This is a genomic window from Actinotignum saccati, assembly GCF_051265055.1.
Lineage (GTDB): Bacteria > Actinomycetota > Actinomycetes > Actinomycetales > Actinomycetaceae > Actinotignum.
Window position 1 is genome coordinate 113,330 of sequence record NZ_JBOZCC010000005.1, and the last position, 15,867, is coordinate 129,196.

Annotated in this window: 17 protein-coding genes; 10 read left to right on the forward strand and 7 right to left on the reverse strand. The window is 63.7% G+C overall.

Annotated features, from left to right (window positions below; all coding sequences use genetic code 11):
* Positions 1-22: 22 nt before the first annotated feature.
* Entirely contained in the window at positions 23-1,375 is a 1,353-nt protein-coding gene (locus tag ACRQEC_RS05870) for an MFS transporter (protein WP_087069933.1), read from the forward strand.
* A gap of 98 nt (positions 1,376-1,473) precedes the next feature.
* On the opposite strand, the gene ACRQEC_RS05875 is transcribed toward ACRQEC_RS05870, so the two are convergent.
* Complete coding sequence (locus tag ACRQEC_RS05875; protein WP_284890010.1) at positions 1,474-2,757, reverse strand: MFS transporter; 1,284 nt, start codon at positions 2,755-2,757, stop codon at positions 1,474-1,476.
* 129 nt (positions 2,758-2,886) lie between these two features.
* On the opposite strand from ACRQEC_RS05875, the gene ACRQEC_RS05880 reads away from it, so the two are divergent.
* Positions 2,887-3,573: a GntR family transcriptional regulator gene (locus tag ACRQEC_RS05880; protein ID WP_284890009.1), complete on the forward strand. Its 687-nt coding sequence runs from the start codon at positions 2,887-2,889 to the stop codon at positions 3,571-3,573.
* On the opposite strand, the gene ACRQEC_RS05885 is transcribed toward ACRQEC_RS05880, so the two are convergent.
* Both ACRQEC_RS05885 and ACRQEC_RS05890 read right to left on the reverse strand, forming a co-directional pair.
* Positions 3,551-4,399 carry an SMP-30/gluconolactonase/LRE family protein gene (locus tag ACRQEC_RS05885; protein WP_284890008.1) on the reverse strand — a complete coding sequence of 283 codons (849 nt, stop codon included), beginning with the start codon at positions 4,397-4,399 and terminating at the stop codon, positions 3,551-3,553. The genes ACRQEC_RS05880 and ACRQEC_RS05885 overlap by 23 nt on opposite strands.
* A gap of 113 nt (positions 4,400-4,512) precedes the next feature.
* Positions 4,513-6,315 (reverse strand): L-lactate permease, encoded by a 1,803-nt coding sequence (locus ACRQEC_RS05890; RefSeq protein WP_435734860.1) that lies wholly within the window; start codon positions 6,313-6,315, stop codon positions 4,513-4,515.
* A gap of 43 nt (positions 6,316-6,358) precedes the next feature.
* Between ACRQEC_RS05890 and ACRQEC_RS05895 the strand changes: the two genes are divergently transcribed.
* Positions 6,359-7,549, forward strand: coding sequence for an alpha/beta hydrolase fold domain-containing protein (locus tag ACRQEC_RS05895; protein WP_284890006.1), 1,191 nt, complete (start codon positions 6,359-6,361; stop codon positions 7,547-7,549).
* Here the strand turns inward: ACRQEC_RS05895 and ACRQEC_RS05900 are convergent.
* Positions 7,505-8,395, reverse strand: a complete 891-nt coding sequence (locus tag ACRQEC_RS05900) for an HhH-GPD family protein (protein WP_284890005.1) — start codon at positions 8,393-8,395, stop codon at positions 7,505-7,507. The genes ACRQEC_RS05895 and ACRQEC_RS05900 overlap by 45 nt on opposite strands.
* 652 nt (positions 8,396-9,047) lie before the next feature.
* On the opposite strand from ACRQEC_RS05900, the gene ACRQEC_RS05905 reads away from it, so the two are divergent.
* Positions 9,048-9,845, forward strand: a complete 798-nt coding sequence (locus ACRQEC_RS05905; protein ID WP_284890004.1) for a hypothetical protein — start codon at positions 9,048-9,050, stop codon at positions 9,843-9,845.
* Between the two features lie 67 nt (positions 9,846-9,912).
* Here ACRQEC_RS05905 and radA read toward each other — a convergent pair whose 3' ends face one another.
* Positions 9,913-11,289: a DNA repair protein RadA gene (gene radA / locus ACRQEC_RS05910; protein WP_284890003.1), complete on the reverse strand. Its 1,377-nt coding sequence runs from the start codon at positions 11,287-11,289 to the stop codon at positions 9,913-9,915.
* Positions 11,290-11,379: 90 nt separating this feature from the next.
* Complete coding sequence (locus tag ACRQEC_RS05915; protein WP_016441787.1) at positions 11,380-12,072, reverse strand: potassium channel family protein; 693 nt, start codon at positions 12,070-12,072, stop codon at positions 11,380-11,382.
* Positions 12,073-12,178: 106 nt separating this feature from the next.
* On the opposite strand from ACRQEC_RS05915, the gene ACRQEC_RS05920 reads away from it, so the two are divergent.
* The 4 genes from ACRQEC_RS05920 to ACRQEC_RS05935 are packed head-to-tail and all read left to right on the forward strand — an operon-like array spanning position 12,179 to position 13,729.
* Positions 12,179-12,682: a hypothetical protein gene (locus ACRQEC_RS05920; protein ID WP_284890002.1), complete on the forward strand. Its 504-nt coding sequence runs from the start codon at positions 12,179-12,181 to the stop codon at positions 12,680-12,682.
* A 37-nt stretch (positions 12,683-12,719) separates the two neighbouring features.
* Positions 12,720-13,055 carry a type II toxin-antitoxin system RelB family anti-toxin gene (locus ACRQEC_RS05925; RefSeq protein ID WP_284890128.1) on the forward strand — a complete coding sequence of 112 codons (336 nt, stop codon included), beginning with the start codon at positions 12,720-12,722 and terminating at the stop codon, positions 13,053-13,055.
* Positions 13,039-13,431, forward strand: coding sequence for a hypothetical protein (locus ACRQEC_RS05930; RefSeq protein WP_284890001.1), 393 nt, complete (start codon positions 13,039-13,041; stop codon positions 13,429-13,431). Before ACRQEC_RS05925 ends, ACRQEC_RS05930 begins: the two co-directional genes overlap by 17 nt.
* Positions 13,432-13,489: 58 nt before the next feature.
* Positions 13,490-13,729, forward strand: a complete 240-nt coding sequence (locus tag ACRQEC_RS05935) for a hypothetical protein (protein WP_284890000.1) — start codon at positions 13,490-13,492, stop codon at positions 13,727-13,729.
* Positions 13,730-13,752: 23 nt separating this feature from the next.
* On the opposite strand, the gene ACRQEC_RS05940 is transcribed toward ACRQEC_RS05935, so the two are convergent.
* Positions 13,753-15,153 (reverse strand): TrkH family potassium uptake protein, encoded by a 1,401-nt coding sequence (locus tag ACRQEC_RS05940; protein WP_435734861.1) that lies wholly within the window; start codon positions 15,151-15,153, stop codon positions 13,753-13,755.
* A 207-nt stretch (positions 15,154-15,360) separates the two neighbouring features.
* Here ACRQEC_RS05940 and ACRQEC_RS05945 point away from each other — a divergent pair, with 207 nt between their 5' ends.
* Positions 15,361-15,567 (forward strand): helix-turn-helix domain-containing protein, encoded by a 207-nt coding sequence (locus ACRQEC_RS05945; protein ID WP_269087863.1) that lies wholly within the window; start codon positions 15,361-15,363, stop codon positions 15,565-15,567.
* 181 nt (positions 15,568-15,748) lie between these two features.
* Positions 15,749-15,847 carry a 30S ribosomal protein bS22 gene (locus tag ACRQEC_RS05950; protein WP_005504750.1) on the forward strand — a complete coding sequence of 33 codons (99 nt, stop codon included), beginning with the start codon at positions 15,749-15,751 and terminating at the stop codon, positions 15,845-15,847.
* Positions 15,848-15,867 lie beyond the last annotated feature (20 nt).

Here is a 15,867-nt window from a genome sequence, read left to right on the forward strand (position 1 = left end):
TTCAGCTCAAGGAGGAGTAGTGATGTCATCGAGTGACGATAAGCGGCCGGCCACGCCCGCCGCGGAATCCGAGGACACCAGCGCGCAATTCGCCGCCGCGCACCCGGACACTTTCGCGCAGTACCTCAGGCGGCGCGGCATGGTGTTCTTCGTGGCCTACCTCGGCTACGTATGCGCGTACCTGGTCCGCAATAATTTCAAACTCCGCTCCGAAGCCCTGCGCCTGGAGAACGACTGGAGCCTGCCGCAAATCGGCCTGGTGCTCACCATGTTCACCATCACCTACGGCTTCGGGAAATTCTTCATGGGGATGCTTTCCGACCGCGTTTCCCTGCGCCGTATTTTCGCCGGCTGCCTGGGGCTTTCCGCGGTGCTCTGCGTTGCCATCGGTTTTACCACGAATTTCTACCTGCTCGCGGTCCTCATGTTCCTGCTCGGCTGCGCGCAGGGGGCGCTCGCGCCTTCGTCCATGGCGATGATCGCGAATTGGTACCCGAATAAAACCCGCGGTTCCGGTATCGCGATCTGGAATACCTCCCAGAACCTGGGCGGGGCGCTGCTGCCCCTTATGATCACCTGGCTGCTGGCCCTGGGCGGGCCCAGCGGCGGCGCGATTGCCTTCTGGGGCCCGGGCCTGGTGGTCTTCGGCCTCTCCATCTTCTTCTGGAAGTACGGCGGGGACCGCCCCGAAGCCGAAGGTATGCCCACCCTGCGCCAGATCTACGGGAAGGCCGGCGAACCGAATACCGACGAAACCCCCGACGAAAGTTACTGGCATATCCTGGTGCGTTTCGTTTTCACCTCCCCGCTGGTCCTCACCGTGGCCTTCATCAACGCCGCGCTCTACTTCCTGCGTTTCGGGGTGCTCAACTGGATGCCGGCCTTCCTCGGCACCGAAATGGGCTTCACGGAAGCGCAGTACTCCACGGCCTTCTCGGTGCTGGAATGGATCGCGATTCCCGGCTCCTTCCTCTTCGCCTGGATTTCCGTCAAGCTCCCCAACCGTCAGTCGGTGGTGGGCTTCCTCGGGCTGCTGTGCCTGGCCGGCCTCATCTGGGTCTACATGGGTAACGACAATTACGTGGTGCTCCTCATCGTCTCCGGGCTCATGGGCGCGCTGATTTACGGCCCGCAGCTCATCGTCAATATCCTCACCCTCAACTTCGTGCCGCTCAAGGCGGCCGGGGTGGCGGTCGGTTTCGTGGGGCTCTTCGGGTACATCGTTGGCGAGATGGGCGCGAACCTCATTATGCCGATCCTCGCCGAGCGCTTCTCCTGGGCGGCCTCCTTCACGCTGCTCGCCGGCATCGCGGTGGCGGCCGGGGTTATGTACCTCTCGCTCTCGCGGCGCGAACAGGCCGTGGTGCAGGCCTAATAGTTATCGCTGCATAATGTACGACGACGCCGGCGCGGGGCCCGAGGATTCGGGCCCCGCGCGGGTGTGCTGGCAGCCAGCTAGCTGCGTCGTCGTTCTTAATACCGCAGGCTGCGCATTTCCGGGCCGCGCAGGCTCGCGTACCCGGCCGCGCAGATGAGGGCGGTGAGGGCGAGGCTGGTGTAGGCTACCGTCCAGCCGTAGCCGGTGACCAGGTGGGGGATGAGGAAATTCGCGAGGGTTTCGCCGGCCAGGTAGCCGGCCGCGCCCACCACCCCGGTGGCAGCGCCGGCCACATTATCGGGAACCAGGGAGAGGGTGAGCATATTAATACTCACCTGGGGTCCGTAAATGAGAGCGCCGAGCAGCAGCGCCAAGGCTACCGAAGAACTGCTAAAAGCCAGGTGGGGCCAGGCGGCGAGCGCCGCCGCCAGGGCCAGCATCGCTTTCATGGCTGCCGACGAAGCCCGGTTGGGGTAGCGCGCCGCGTAGGCCCCGAAGGCGAAGGAGGCCGGAATCGCCGCCAGTTCCGCGCCGGCCAACACGATTTGGCCGTCGCGCCCGGTGGCGTGGGCGGCCGCGAAAATAACTATCCAGTTGATGACACCGAAACGGATGCAATACAGCAGCGTATTAATGCCGACGAGGGTGAGGATCCAGCGGTTGGTGAGCACCGCCCGCACCACCGTGGGCCAGTAGCCGTCCGCGCGGGTACTCAGCTGCGGGGTGCCGGCCGGGCCGAACAGCATGGTGAGGGTGGGTAGGCCCTGGCGCCAGGGGCGGTCCGCGCCGGTGCGGTAGGCCCAGATGCCCACCGCGATAGTGAGCAGGCCCGGGACGAGGAAAATGTGGAAACGGGCCAGGCTCCAGCCGGTGAAGGCCCCGGCTAGTAGCGGGAGGAGGGCGGCGCCCAGGTTCTGGGAGGTATTCCAGATCGCCACCCGCGAACCGCGTGAAGAATTGGGGTACCAGGCCCCCAGGAGGACCAGGGCGGCGGGGGCGAGGGCCGATTGCACCAGCCCGTTCGCGAAGGTCAGGGCTGCGATAGCTTGGGGCGAGCTGGGGAAGCCGGTGATGATGCACAGGATTCCGGAAATAATTAGCGCTCCGCCGAAGAGGCGGCGCAGCGAGACGCGGTCGGCCACCATGCCGAAAATGATTTTTCCGAATCCGTAGGCGAGGGTGAAGGCGCTGAGCACGAAACCGACCTGGTAGAGGGACCAGCCTTCTTCCTCCATGAAGCGGACGGAGACCACTTTGAGGTTATTGCGGGTGGTGTAGGCGAACACATAGCCGATATAGACAACGAGGAATACGTGTGCGCGCCAGCGGTAATAATCCGGGGCGGGGGTGCATCCCGGTGGGAACCGCGTGGCGGCCATGATCCCTCCTTTCGTGCGTGCCCGCGCGATGGCGTAAAATCACAGTGGAAACTGACAGTCAGTTTACCTAGGATAAGGCGGGAGCGGGTACTCACCCAGCTCGTTATCCCGCGGAGGAAAGGAGTGCTGATGGCTCGCCGGCTTGCCGATGATCTGGCCGACCACCTGCGCGAACGCATCCTTTCCGGAAATATTGCACCGGGGGAGCGCCTGGCCGAAGCCGCGATCGCGGAGGAATACTCGGTGGCGCGCTCCACCGCCCGCATCGCGGTGGAATCCTTGATCGCGGACGGTTTGGTGGAGCGCGAAGCACGTAAACACCCGCGGGTGGTTACCGTGGAAGGCTCCGAGATTCCGGAGATCGTGGCGCTGCTAGAGATTAGTGAATCCCTGGCGCTGGCGCGGATTATGGGCGGCCATCCAGATCTGCGCCCGCTGCGCGCGGCTCGCGGGGAGCAACCCAGCCGGGTGCTGCACGCCCTCGTGGAAGTTTCCGGTTCCAAGCGCCTGGAAGCACTTCACCGCCCGCTCACTTTCCACACCATGCTGTACGCGGCCAGCCGGGTTGAGGCTCGCGGCGCTGATGCCAGCCACACTGATACCAACCGCACCGGGGCAGTCCGCTCCGATGCCAGCCGCGCTGATAGTACGCTCGCGCAGGCACAGGATCAGCTCATCGACGCGGTTTTACTGGGGCAGGAGAGCGCCTGGGAGGCGCTGCGCGCCTTACAGCGGGCACGCCAGGCCCGGCTCGGGGTGGACGCGGGCGCGATGCTTGCGCATACCGGCGGCGTTACCCCGCAAAAGGCAAAGTAGGCTGGCCGGCTACCGGCCCGTCCATCCACCACAGCGCCCCCGCGCCCCGCGAATCATCATTTTCGCGTGAGACGGTCACGAAAACATCCTTGCCGTCCTCCCCGCCCAGGGTCACCGCGGTGGTCCCGGTTACCGGGAGCTGGTATTCCTGCACGATCTGCCCGCTCGGATCGAGGACCCGGATGATTCCGGCCCGGTTGAGAGCCACCCACACATTCCCTTCGCTGTCGACGGTTAGCCCGTCCGGGCTCGCACCTTCCACGTGGTGGAAGTCGCTGCGATGCTGAAGTGCGCCTGCGTCGTCGACCTCAAAAACAGAAATCGCGCGCGTGGAGGTGTCGATGTAGTAGGCACGTCGGCGGTCGGGCGAAAAACCGATGCCGTTCGAGGTGGTGACATCACTCACAACCACGCTGACCTCGAGGGTCGGGGAGATGCGGTAGAGGCGCGCGGTGCCGCGGGTGGTGGCGTCGCGGGTGTAGGGCATGGATCCCGCGTAGAGGTAGCCCCACGGGTCCGCGGTGCCTTCGTTCATGCGGTAGGCGGGGCTGTTCCACAGGGTTGCGGCCGCGCGCGGGGCGGCCGTGGCGGTATCGGCTAACGCCAACCCGTGTTCGGTGGCGACGACGTAACCTCCGCGCACGCGCGGGCGGACAAATGCCGCGATTTTCGAGCCGGTGGCCAGGCGATCCACCCCGCCATCGCTACGCAGGGTGAGCAGGTCGCCGGCGAGCATATCCACGAAACGCAGCCCGCCCCAGCTGTCCGACCATACCGGGCCTTCGGCGTGGAAAGCAACGGCGTCGGTAATTTGTTCAAAAGCCATGCTCTCCAGGGTAGGCCAGTGGGCCCGGGCTGGCTAGCTGTACGGCGGGCGCGCCGGTTGGATAGTTGCACTGCGCGCGCCAGCTGGCTAGCTGCAGCGCTCGCGCGTCCGTTTTACGCGGTGATGAAGCTCAGCACTCCGCTCGCGGCCAGCACGACGACGAGGGTCAGCAGCGCGAGCAGCCCGAGCGAGTAGGCAGCTCCGCGGCGTAGCAGCTCCGGTTCGCTGCCCGGGGCGCGTACTGCGGTGGCGGCAATCGCGAGGTTTTGCGGGCTGACGATTTTCCCGAGCCCGCCCCCGAGCTGGTTGGCGGCCAGGAGAAGATGCGGGTCGATGCCGGCCCCGGAGGCCGCGGTGGCTTGCAGGTTCCCGAAGAGGGCCGCCGAGGAGGTAGCCGATCCGGTGACCGCGGTGCCGATCCACCCGAGGAAAGCGGAAAGCGCCGCGAAGGCGGTGCCGGCCAGGGCCATGAAGGCCCCGATGGCCTGGGTTTGGCCGGAGAAATTCATGACGTAGGCGAGGGCCATAATGGTGGCAATCGTTCCCACGGTCACGGCCAGGTTCGCCACCGTGGCACCCAGGGTGGCCAGGCCGGTGCGGAAGGAATAGGGGTAGCGCCCGCCGGAGGAACACCGCGCGTACACCGCGGTGACCACCACTCCGGTCAGGAACAGCATCGTCCCCGGGGAGGAGAGCCAGTTGAACGTAAAGGTGGTGGTGGACAGGGCGTTACCGGCCTGGTCCACCAGGTGCCCGTGCAGGCCCGGCCAGCCGAAGCTGATATCGGTTTGAGCTAGGAATTCGATGCGGCGCGGGGCGGCGGTGCCAGCAGCTCCACTCGCGCCGCCCGTGCCGGCGGTGCCCGGAACGGTGACCCGCCACAATTTGGTGACGGCGAGGACCACCACAACCAGCAGGTAGGGGAGCAGGCCCAGGAATACCCGGCTGGCGGAGATTTTCTCACGCGCGGGGGCGCTGGCGAATTCGACCGGGGTGTGGGCCGGGCGCCAGCGGGTAAGCAGCACGGCAGTGAGCGCGAAGGACAGAAGGGAAGCGATCACAGCGATGAGTTCGTGAGAAATGAAATTCGAGGCGATCACATGCCCGGTCACCATGCCGATTCCGGCGGTGAGGGCCACCGGCCAGGTATCTTTCACCCCGCGTTTGCCGTCCACGATAAAAACGAGGAGAAGGGGCACGCCCACGGCCACCACCGGGATAATCCGCCCGGCTACCGCGGCCACGTCCATGGGATCAGCCACCCCGCCCATGCGGGCCACCGTGGTGAGGGGAATACCCATGGCGCCCAGGGCCACGTTGATGCCGTTGCCCACCATGGTGGCCAGCGCGGCCTTGACCGGGGGCAGGCCGATGGCCAACAGCATGGCGCAGCTAATGGCAACCGGCGCGCCAAATCCGGCCAGCCCTTCGATGAGGCCGCAGAAAATAAAACCGATGAGGATGGTCTGCACTCGCATATCCCCGCGGCCCAGCGCCGCGAAAACCGCCTGGACGTCCTTACTGCGCCCCGAACTCTCGGTGAGGTTGTAGAGCCATACCGCCATAATCACGATGTAGCAGATGGGGAAAAGCCCGAACGCCGCGCCTTGCAGGGCGGAGAGTCCGGCCAGCTCCGCAGGCATCCCGAAACCGGTCACGGCGATGACCAGGGCCAGGCCGAGGGAAATAAGGGAACACCAGTGCGTGGCGACGGAGAACACCCCGAGGAGCACGAAGAACACCAGGAGCGGAAGCGCCGCCAGGAGGGCGGAAAGCCACAGCTGCCCGCCGACCGCGTCCGGCACGGGCGTGAACGTGGTACCGGTGAGGAGGGAGGTATTCGCGAGGAGGGCTTTATTCGTGAGGACTGCGGAAAGCTGGCTCGGCACGGCGAGCAGCGCGGGGCTACAAGGCATTCCTTCATCGTACCGGGGCGGTTCGGGCCTTTATGATGACTTTATGTCTAGCTCGGACGTGAGATTATCGGCCTCGATGCGGGCGGCCCTGGCGCAGGACGCCCGGCTCGCCCTCCCGCATCACGGGCACGGGGAACCCGCCGCCATGCAGGCGCGTTACGAAGCCGAGCACCGCTGGTGGAATGAGGGCGGGCCCGAGGTCGCGTGGCGCGCGGATACGCTTCCGACCCGGCACGGCCCGGTTCCGGTGCGGATCTATTCGCCGCAGCGGGATGCGCGGCCCACGGGGTGCGGTTCGCTGTCTCCCGTGGGGCCCGGTTCGCTTTCACCTACCGAATTAGGTACGACGACGCAGCTCCCGGCGGGTGCCACCCGGCCCATCATCGTGTATTTGCACGGCGGGAGTTACTGCGTGGGCAGCCCGGCCACTCATGACCGCCTCACCCGCGAGCTGGCCGCCGCTACCGGTGCCGTGGTGGTGAGTGTGGATTACACCTTGGCGCCCGGGGCGCGCTACCCGCGCATATCCGAGGAATGTGAGGACGCGGTCATCGAGCTGGCCCGCCGCTTTCCCAACTGCCCTATCGTGCTGGCGGGGGATTCCTGCGGGGCAACTCTGAGCTTAGGGACTTGGTGGCGGCTCGCGCGGCGGCCGGTTGCCAAGCGAATAGTCGCGCTTGTTTTGTACTACGGCGAATACGGCCTGCCCGCTCCTGCCGTGGCCAGCGCAGCCGCTGCCGCTTGCGAATCGCTGGGCAAGCCCGCATTCAATACGGATGCTACAAGCGATATTTATACTGCGGATGGCGGTGATACCTCCGATGGAATGAGCCCCGCGGATCGTGCCTACTACGACTCCCTCTATTTTTCTTCGCCCGCCGAACGGGACACGGCCCCGGATACCGCGCTGCTGCGCACCGAGCTGCGCGGCTGCCCGCCCGTTTTCCTCGCGGTGGGGGAGTGTGATCCGCTGCTGGCCGATAGTCAGGCGCTGGCAACGCACCTCGAGGCGAGCGGGGTGCGAGTACGCCTCGAGGTTATCCCCGGGGTGATGCACGCTTTTCTCCAGCGAGTGCGGCTTTTGCCTGAAGCCGCCCGCGTCATCGCGGATACCGCAGTATTTCTAGCTGAAGTTCTGGGCCACCCCGGCGCCAGCCACTGCGGTGTCAACTCCGATTCCGGCGGCACCTCAGACTTGGGCCACCCCGGCGGTCGCACTCTCAGCAACCGGTAGGCAGTAGCGGCCCGCGTTTTCCTGAGCGAGCCCGTCCTTGAGGAGTGAGGTGAGGGCGGGAGCAAAACGCTCCTCAGGCAGCTTGCTTCCGCGCACCAAGTCAGCGCGGCTGCACCCACCGCGGCGCTTGCGCAAGACCGCCATGATTTTTCCGCGGGCTTCTCGCTGAGTTCCGGTGAATTTCTGGGTGGTGCGCGGGGCGGCATTCTTTGGTTTCCCGGCAGCTAGCCAGCGGCATTCGGCGCGCAGTGGGCAGCCCGAACAGGCCGGTTCGCGCGCGGTACACACCAGGGCACCCAGCTCCATGAGAGCCGCGTTCCAGCGCGCCGCGCCCGGGCCATCCGTGGGAACAAGCGCAGCGGCCCGCTCGCGTTCCCGAACTGTTTGATGGGTGGGCGGCAGGGCAACGCCGTCGTACACCCGAGCGAGCACCCGGCGAATATTCGTATCGAGGACGACCGAGCGTTCCTGGAAGGCGAAGGCGAGGAGGGCGTCGGCCGTATAGGGGCCGATGCCGGGTAGGGCGAGGAGTTCCTCGCGGGTGCGCGGGACGCGGCCGCCGTGCCGTTCCACCAGGGCGATAGCACATTCGCGCAGGCGCAGGGCTCGGCGCGGGTAGCCGAGCCTGTCCCACATAATGAGCACATCGGCGGGTGCGGCTGCGGCGAGGTCGGTCGGGGTGGGCCAGCGTTCCAGCCAGGCTCGCCAGGCGGGCGCGACCCGGGCGACGGGGGTTTGTTGGCTCATCACTTCGCATACCAGGATTGCCCACGGGGAGGTGCCGGGCGCGCGCCACGGTAGTGACCGCGCTGCGCCGTCGTACCACCTTAAAAGATTCTTGAGCATTATCTGTAGTGTGCCGGAAACGCGGGGATTATGCACGTTTTGGTACCGTGGATCCGTGAAAGAAACGGGCGGAGAGCGCCGCGCGCCACAGCGGCACACGGGTGGTGCGCCGCGGCGTGGCCGCGAGCGGCGCGAGGATCAGGCTGGGCGAACCGCGCGAGTGAGGCGTGGGGAAAGCCAGCGTGAGCGCTCGGTTCGAAGGAAAGAGCGCGCATCGGAACGGGGCTCGGAACGCGCGGCGCAGGCTGCGCGGCCGCGGCGCTCGGCACAATCGGTGCCTTCGGAACGCGGGCAGCGCAGTCGCCAGGCGGGTGCACCGGCGGCGCGGCAGCGCAGTGGCCGGTCGCGTAGCGGTCAGCAACGTGCAGATCAGCAAGGTTCAGCCCAGCAGCGCGTAAGCCGGCAACGCTCCGGTGAGCAACGCGCAAAGCGGCAGCGTTCAGGCCGCGAGCAAGTGAATCGGGAGCGCAGCGCGCGGGAACGGACCAGCCGGGAGCGCACTACTCGTGAACGAGCCGGGCAGCGCTCTCCCCGCGAACGCGCAGGACAACGAACCACTCGAGAGCGCACTACCCGCGAACGCGCAGGCCAGGACCGCGCCCGCCAGCGCACTAGCCGGGAGCGTCAGGCTCCTACTCGCAGGCGCGGCCCAATGCCGGCCGGCCCGCGCGCCCAGAGCCGGGTCCGGGAAAAGACTTCGATTTTCGCGCGTTTGGAACCGAAGCATTGGCTGTGGATTTTTGCCGCGCTCGCGATTGTAATTGGCGCGGTGGTGACCTTTAAGTTCGCGGCCTCGCGTTCTCAGGAGCACGCGGAGGCCCAGGCCGCGGTCCCGACCACTTTTTATGAGCCGGTGGCCTGCACTCCGGATATGCTGCGGATGCGGGTGACGAATAACGAACGCGGTGCGGGTGCGCCGGTGTCGTTCTCGGTGGAGCTGACGAATAAGTCGACTACGAATCCGTGTTATGTGGATGCCGGGTGGGGCAATCTCAATGTGTCGATTACGTCCGGCGGGCATCAGGTGGCGAATACTGCGGCGTGCCAGGCCGGGGATGAGCATCGCCGTTTGCTGCTGGATCGCGGGATGGATGCCGTGACCACGGTGACGTGGCCGGGTGGGAACGAGGGCGTCGGGTGCGGCAGCTCGGGCTCGCTGTCCACACCGGGCACGTATAAGGCGGAAGCTATTTTTGCCGACGGCGCAGCTTCTCCCGCTACCGCCGTCTTTGAGCTGATTACCGGGGGCGGCAAGCAGCCCGCTCGCCCGGATGATGAGGCCGGGGCCGAACCGAGCGCGGATGCTAGCCCGGCTCCCAGCGCGGATCCGAGCCCCGCGGCGAATGGCGCGGAAGGCGAGAACCAAGAAGCAGCACCCGCCCCGGAAGCCGGCAGCGGAGAAGGCGCCGAATCGCCCACGCCGGAAAGGGATTCCGAGCCGGCGAACTAACCGGGTTCCGCCGCGCATGTACCACTTTCTGCCTGCGCTTCGCCGCCTAGCCGGTGGGGAACGCCGCCTACCCGGTGGGAAGCACCGCTTCCAGGGCCTGGCGGATATCCGCGCAGCGTTGCACCCGAATCCCCTCGGGTAGTTTCGAGCTATCGGTGCGTTCGGGAACAATGGCGAGGGTGAAACCGAGCCGGGCAGCTTCATTGAGGCGCTGGGGGAGGCCTGTGACCGGGCGGAGTTCCCCGGTGAGGGCCACTTCCCCGATGGCAATCACCCCGGGAGCGAGCGGCAGATCCATGTAGGCCGATGCCAGCGCCAAAGCAATTGCGGCATCCGCGGCCGGTTCGCTGGCCTGCGCACCGCCTACCGTAGATACGAAAAAATCTTTCTGATCCAAGCTCAAGCCCAGGCGCGATTGCAGCACCGCGACCATCATTGCCACCCGCGCGGAAAGCACCCCGGAGTTGGTGCGCTGCGGCCGCCCGGACGAAGGAACTACCAGGCCCTGGACTTCCACCGGCATGGGCCGCCGCCCTTCCAGGGTCATGGATACGCAGGTGCCGGGCACCGTGTGATCCCGGGCGGAAAGGAACAGCCCCGAAGGATCGGGTAGCCCCACAATCCCGCTTTCGGTGAGCTCAAAGCACCCGACTTCATCGGTAGCCCCATACCGATTCTTCACCGCGCGCACCAAACGCAGCCGCGAGTGTTTATCCCCTTCAAATTGGCAGACCACATCAACCAGGTGTTCCAGGACGCGTGGCCCGGCAATGGAACCATCTTTAGTGACGTGCCCGACCAACACCACCGGCAGGCCGTGCGTTTTGGCCACGTTCACCAGTGCCGCGGTAACAGCCCGCACCTGCGCCGGCCCGCCCGCAGTTCCCGCTACCTCAGCATCGGCCAAGGTCTGCACCGAGTCCACGATCAGGAGGGAAGGCCGGGCGTTTTCAATATGCCCGAGGGCTCGCCCGATATCGCTTTCCGAGGCAAGGAGCAGATGCTCATCCATCGCCCCGATGCGCTCCCCGCGCAAACGCACCTGGGAGGCGGATTCCTCCCCGGAAATATAGAGGACCGGCGCCCGCCCCGAGCGTGCCGCGGCCCGCGCGGCCTTCGCCGCCACATCCAAGAGCAGGGTAGATTTGCCTACCCCCGGTTCCCCGGCAAGCAAAATTACCGCGCCGGGAACCAAACCGCCGCCCAGCACCCGATCCAATTCGGATACCCCGGTGGGAATTTTCCGCGCGGCGGTAGCCGGCACCGAGGTAATGGGTTGCGCCGGTGAAGTGGGCGCTAAAGCGGCCGGAGCCGCGGAGGGTGCGGCCGGACTGTGTTGATCGAGCGTGCCCCACGAGCCGCACCGCGCGCAGCGGCCCATCCATTTGCCGGTGGACCACCCGCACTCGCTGCATTCGTACACGGTTGCCGGTTGTTTTGCCATGCCACCATCCTAGAGGGGGCCTACGACATAAAAATCGCGAACTAAAAGTCGCTACCGAATCCCTACCGAATTGCTACCGAGACGAGCCCGTTACCGAGCCGAACCTACCGCCGGGATCCATCCCTGCCGGTTAGCGAACTCCTCCAATAGCTCGGTATCGCCGGACACGATAATCGTGTCATCTGCCCCGATGAGGGTGTCCTCGGTGGCATATTCAAAGGGCTGATTCGGTGCCTTCACCCCGATAATCCGCACTCCGAAACGCTCACGGATACGCGATTTCGCGATGGTGAAACCACGAATTTCCCGCGGCGGGCGCATTTTCACGATGGAGAAACCGTCCTCCATCTCGATATAGTCGAGCATCCTGCCCGAGACCATATGCGCCACGCGCGTACCGGCGTCGTACTCCGGATAAATGACGTGGTGGGCGCCGATGCGCCGCAAAATACGGCCGTGCGCACGCGAAACCGCCTTCGCCCAAATCTGCGGAATCCCCAGATCAACCAGGTTCGCGGTCACCAGCACGGAAGCTTCCAGCGAGGTGCCCACGCCTACCACGGCCACGGTGAAATCCCCCGCGCCCACCTGGTCGAGTACCTCCATACTGGTGGCATCCCCTTCCACCACCCGCAAGCGATGGCTCCACCGCTGCGCGGTATCGGGATTCTTTTCGACGACGAGCACGTCACGCCCCAAATCATCGAGCGTGGTAGCGATGGCGGTCGAAAAACGCCCCAGCCCCACCACAAGGATGGCTTGTTCGTCGCGCGTATCCGGCATAGCCGCCCTTTCTCCGGTCACAATATCTCTGGCTCGTAGTCTAACGCTCCGCGCCAAAATTCATGTCGTAAGCCCGTGCAACCATGAATGCATGTACAAATTCGTTATGGCACAGGAAGGCACGCTACGCACTCGCGCCAATCGTGGGCGCGACATTGTGACGCATACCTACCGTTGGGCTCACCCCGGGCCTGGGTCTGTGGGTATTGAAGCTAGATGGGATGATCCGGGGTGTTGGCTCTCTCAAGACTTTGCGACCATCCTCCAGCTTTTTGGAGGTGAGGGCGCTGGTATGAATACCGCTATGTACCTAGCCGGTGAAATTGAAGAACTGCTCGATTCCGCTGCGTTTGGCGACCTTGAGTCCAAGGCGGTAACTCGTTGTAAGAGCCGGCCAGGAGTCGCGGAAATACGTCTGCTCAGTTCTTTTCCTATTGGGGAAGCGACGTTCCATGTGAGGATCTATTACGGCGAGCCTGAAGAATGGGAAGGGCTTGTTTCTCTCTGTCTTGCTGTCAAGTCCGCAGGCCCGCGGTGGAAGGAAGAACAAAACGCAAGTATCGCATTGGCTCAAGAGCGTGGTGAAGCATGGATACAACTGCTAGAGTAAATGCATATCGTATATATCCGATATGGAGGGGGATGTGATGGAAGAAAGACTGCTCGTAGTTCGTGAGAGGTCACGCCTCCAGGCGGCCCGTAGGCGGCGTCTACTACGCGAACTTAAAGCCATACGGATGCGCAAAGGTCTTTCTCAAGAAACTGTTGCAAGCAGAATGTGCACCACGCAATCTGCGGTTTCTGAGCTGGAATCGGGCATAACCAATCCAACGATTCATACTCTTCAGCTTTACGCTGTGGTTATCGGCGCAGCCATCTCTTACACGGTTGAAGATCTTGACCGTGATTACTCGTACAGCTGGACTGAAACTATTGATGAGTCGGTTCGTGACGTGGGAGTTGAATATGTTACTCAAGGATGATGTGCAACAAGTGAGATTTTTGGAAGTCTCCGGTGAAGTTAACGGAGGCTTGGAGACTCGCCCCGATACGCTCGAGTGCAAGATGAAGATTGACTCCAAAGTTCTCGAACTCGCGGGAGAATTTCAGGGTGCTGTTTTCGTTGATGTGACCATGGGTCTTATGGCTGAAGACGCTGGAAGACAGATGTATTCTTCGCATGTTAAAGCCCGGGTGCGTATAGGTAACCAAGTGTCTCGTGAAAATGTTCAGCATGCTGATGTTGTTGAGCTAGTGTGGCCAGTTTTGGCCGGCAAACTCATGAGCGTTGCTAGGGAACTCGATATGCCCCTTTCGAGCATCCCGCTTTTCATGCCAAGCAATGATCGGCTTGACTAAAGGCAGCACTGAAATTCTGTGTTCAAGGAAATGGAAATCCGGGTAGGTAGGGGATGTTATGAAGGATTGGCGCGCGCTCGCGGTAGGCGTTCTTAAGGCGCTGGTGGTGGCTGCGATTGGCGGTGGGGTCGCTTTTCTTACGGTGACTCTCCTCAACCGTATTTTCCCGCCGGCAACCCCGAACGCTATCGCCCCGGCCGTCGTGGTTGCGGTGCTTTTGTTCCTCTCCTCTTTGCGCAGCATTTTTCGGAACGACGGCGGCTCAGCCGGCACCAAGGGCCGAAGCTCACGTAGGTAACCCCGGATGAGCGGCCTGCCCGTTTAGCCAATAATCGGCCGCTCTTCGGGCAGCCGGATGGTGCGGCGTCGTGAACGCAACGCCAAAGCGGCAGCGAGCGTCATCGTGCCCGTGCGCCCAAAGAACATGAGGAGCACCAGCACGAACTTCGCGCTGGCCGGTAGCGCCCCGGTAATCCCCGTGCTCAAACCGCAGGTAGCGAAAGCGGAAATCACCTCGACCAGAATCTCCGAGAAAGTGAAATTCGTGAGCTGAAGCAGCGCCACCGAACCGGTCACCACCATGATCCCGCCGGCGAACGTTGCCGCAATAGCCAGGCGCAGCACCTCGGCCGGGATGCGCTTACCGAAAGCCTCGGTATCGCGGTCCCCCCGTGCCTCCGCGCGAATACCCAGCAAGAGCACCGCGAAAGTCGTCACCTTAATGCCGCCCGCCGCGGAAGCCGAACCGCCACCAATGAACATGAGCGAATCAAGGAGGATCCACGATGTTTCACCCATCGCACCCACATCAATAGTGGTCAAACCCGTGGAACGCGCATCCACCGAGAGCGTGAGCACGGCGTTGATCTTATCGGCCACCGCCAAATTACCCAGGGTATTGGGGTTATTCCATTCCAGCACCGCCAAGAAAACCGCGCCGAGCACAGCCAAGCTGATATAGGTGACCAGCGTGATCTTCGTGGTCACCGACCATTTGCGCGGGCGTGAACGGTTACGCCACATATCCAAAACCACCGGGAAACCAATAGCCCCGGCAACAGTGCCCAAAATAATCGGGATGGTTAGCGCCCACTGCCCCACATACGGGCTCACGCCCTCCGGCATGATCACGAAGCCACCGTTATTAAAGATGGAGACCGCCATGAAATAGGAATGCGAGAGAGCATGAAGCAGGGCCTCGCCATTGCGCAAAAAGAAGGGGAGGAGAGCCAGGAACAAAATGGCTTGCGCCGTCGACGCCACAATAATCACCGCGCGGAGCAGCGTACCTACCTCGCCCAGGCTCGACTGATTCTCCTCTGCGGTGAGCATGCGCTGCGTGAGCCCCACATGCCGGGAAACCGCCCGCCCCAGGATCGAGGCCAGCGTCATCACGCCCAGGCCACCCACAATGAGCCCGAAAGAAATAAAAAGCTGGCCCCATACCGACCAGTACGTCGCGGTATCAACCGTCACCAAACCGGTCACGCACACGGAGGAAGTCGCGGTAAAAAGCGCGTCAATAAACGGAGCGCTCTTCCCCGTGGTGGTTGCCAGCGGCAAGGAAAGCGCGGCAGTGAGGAACAAAATGATGAGCGCAAAAATAAGGAGCGCCAGGCGTGCCGGCCTGTCCCGCGCCACCCGATCCACGCGCCCACCCACGGCCGCCAAACGATCACGCCAGCTCAGGCGCGCAGATGCCACCTCAGGGTGTGCTGCCATGGGCGTCCTCCGGGTCCTCGAGCTAGCGGCTGCGGCCAAGGAAAACGCCGCGTACCTGTTCCGTAGTATATTCCCCTGCCACCTACCTCACGGAAAAGCGGCACATAACATGCAGAAAATGCTGTGAATGCTGAGAATATGGGATATCCTTGCTGTAGCTGTTGCCGATGTGGCAAAAAATTACTCCAGGATGATGGGATGAACCAGATGCAAATGCCTTCGTCTCCGCAGTTTTACACCGTCGCGGAAGTGGCTGAATTGACGCGTGTCTCGAAGATGACCGTCTACCGCATGGTTCACGCCGGCGATCTGCCGGCCGTGCGGGTGGGAAGCTCCTACCGGGTACCCGCCAGCGCTGTTGAAGCACTCCTATCTGGAAATAGCCTCCCGCAACAGCGCGCGGTCGGGGAATAGTGCGGTCCGTGGCCGATGCGGCGTCGCCCGAAAAGGGGCGCTAGAAACGGCGGCAGACCCGGAGCGGTTGTGAATTTAACCGTGTTCTGATTCACGCGCTACGCATAGGCGGGCGCGGGCCGGTAAGATACTGTGATGTTCCATCGGGGCGATTCCCCGCGATCTAGTTTTGGAGGTGCCTGTGGGTTCCGTTATTAAGAAGCGCCGCAAGCGTATGTCGAAGAAAAAGCATCGTAAGCTGCTGCGTAAAACTCGCCACCAGCGTCGGAACAAGAAGTAGTTCCCCGCGTGCGGAAGGGC

What these genes read in the sequence shown, in the direction of transcription:
- ACRQEC_RS05870 (WP_087069933.1), top strand. Translation starts at nt 23, where the DNA reads ATGTCATCGAGTGACGATAAGCGGCCGGCCACGCCCGCCGCGGAATCC.
- ACRQEC_RS05875 (WP_284890010.1), bottom strand. Translation starts at nt 2,757, where the DNA reads ATGGCCGCCACGCGGTTCCCACCGGGATGCACCCCCGCCCCGGATTAT.
- ACRQEC_RS05880 (WP_284890009.1), top strand. Translation starts at nt 2,887, where the DNA reads ATGGCTCGCCGGCTTGCCGATGATCTGGCCGACCACCTGCGCGAACGC.
- ACRQEC_RS05885 (WP_284890008.1), bottom strand. Translation starts at nt 4,399, where the DNA reads ATGGCTTTTGAACAAATTACCGACGCCGTTGCTTTCCACGCCGAAGGC.
- ACRQEC_RS05890 (WP_435734860.1), bottom strand. Translation starts at nt 6,315, where the DNA reads ATGCCTTGTAGCCCCGCGCTGCTCGCCGTGCCGAGCCAGCTTTCCGCA.
- ACRQEC_RS05895 (WP_284890006.1), top strand. Translation starts at nt 6,359, where the DNA reads ATGTCTAGCTCGGACGTGAGATTATCGGCCTCGATGCGGGCGGCCCTG.
- ACRQEC_RS05900 (WP_284890005.1), bottom strand. Translation starts at nt 8,395, where the DNA reads ATGCTCAAGAATCTTTTAAGGTGGTACGACGGCGCAGCGCGGTCACTA.
- ACRQEC_RS05905 (WP_284890004.1), top strand. Translation starts at nt 9,048, where the DNA reads ATGCCGGCCGGCCCGCGCGCCCAGAGCCGGGTCCGGGAAAAGACTTCG.
- radA (WP_284890003.1), bottom strand. Translation starts at nt 11,289, where the DNA reads ATGGCAAAACAACCGGCAACCGTGTACGAATGCAGCGAGTGCGGGTGG.
- ACRQEC_RS05915 (WP_016441787.1), bottom strand. Translation starts at nt 12,072, where the DNA reads ATGCCGGATACGCGCGACGAACAAGCCATCCTTGTGGTGGGGCTGGGG.
- ACRQEC_RS05920 (WP_284890002.1), top strand. Translation starts at nt 12,179, where the DNA reads ATGGCACAGGAAGGCACGCTACGCACTCGCGCCAATCGTGGGCGCGAC.
- ACRQEC_RS05925 (WP_284890128.1), top strand. Translation starts at nt 12,720, where the DNA reads ATGGAAGAAAGACTGCTCGTAGTTCGTGAGAGGTCACGCCTCCAGGCG.
- ACRQEC_RS05930 (WP_284890001.1), top strand. Translation starts at nt 13,039, where the DNA reads ATGTTACTCAAGGATGATGTGCAACAAGTGAGATTTTTGGAAGTCTCC.
- ACRQEC_RS05935 (WP_284890000.1), top strand. Translation starts at nt 13,490, where the DNA reads ATGAAGGATTGGCGCGCGCTCGCGGTAGGCGTTCTTAAGGCGCTGGTG.
- ACRQEC_RS05940 (WP_435734861.1), bottom strand. Translation starts at nt 15,153, where the DNA reads ATGGCAGCACACCCTGAGGTGGCATCTGCGCGCCTGAGCTGGCGTGAT.
- ACRQEC_RS05945 (WP_269087863.1), top strand. Translation starts at nt 15,361, where the DNA reads ATGCAAATGCCTTCGTCTCCGCAGTTTTACACCGTCGCGGAAGTGGCT.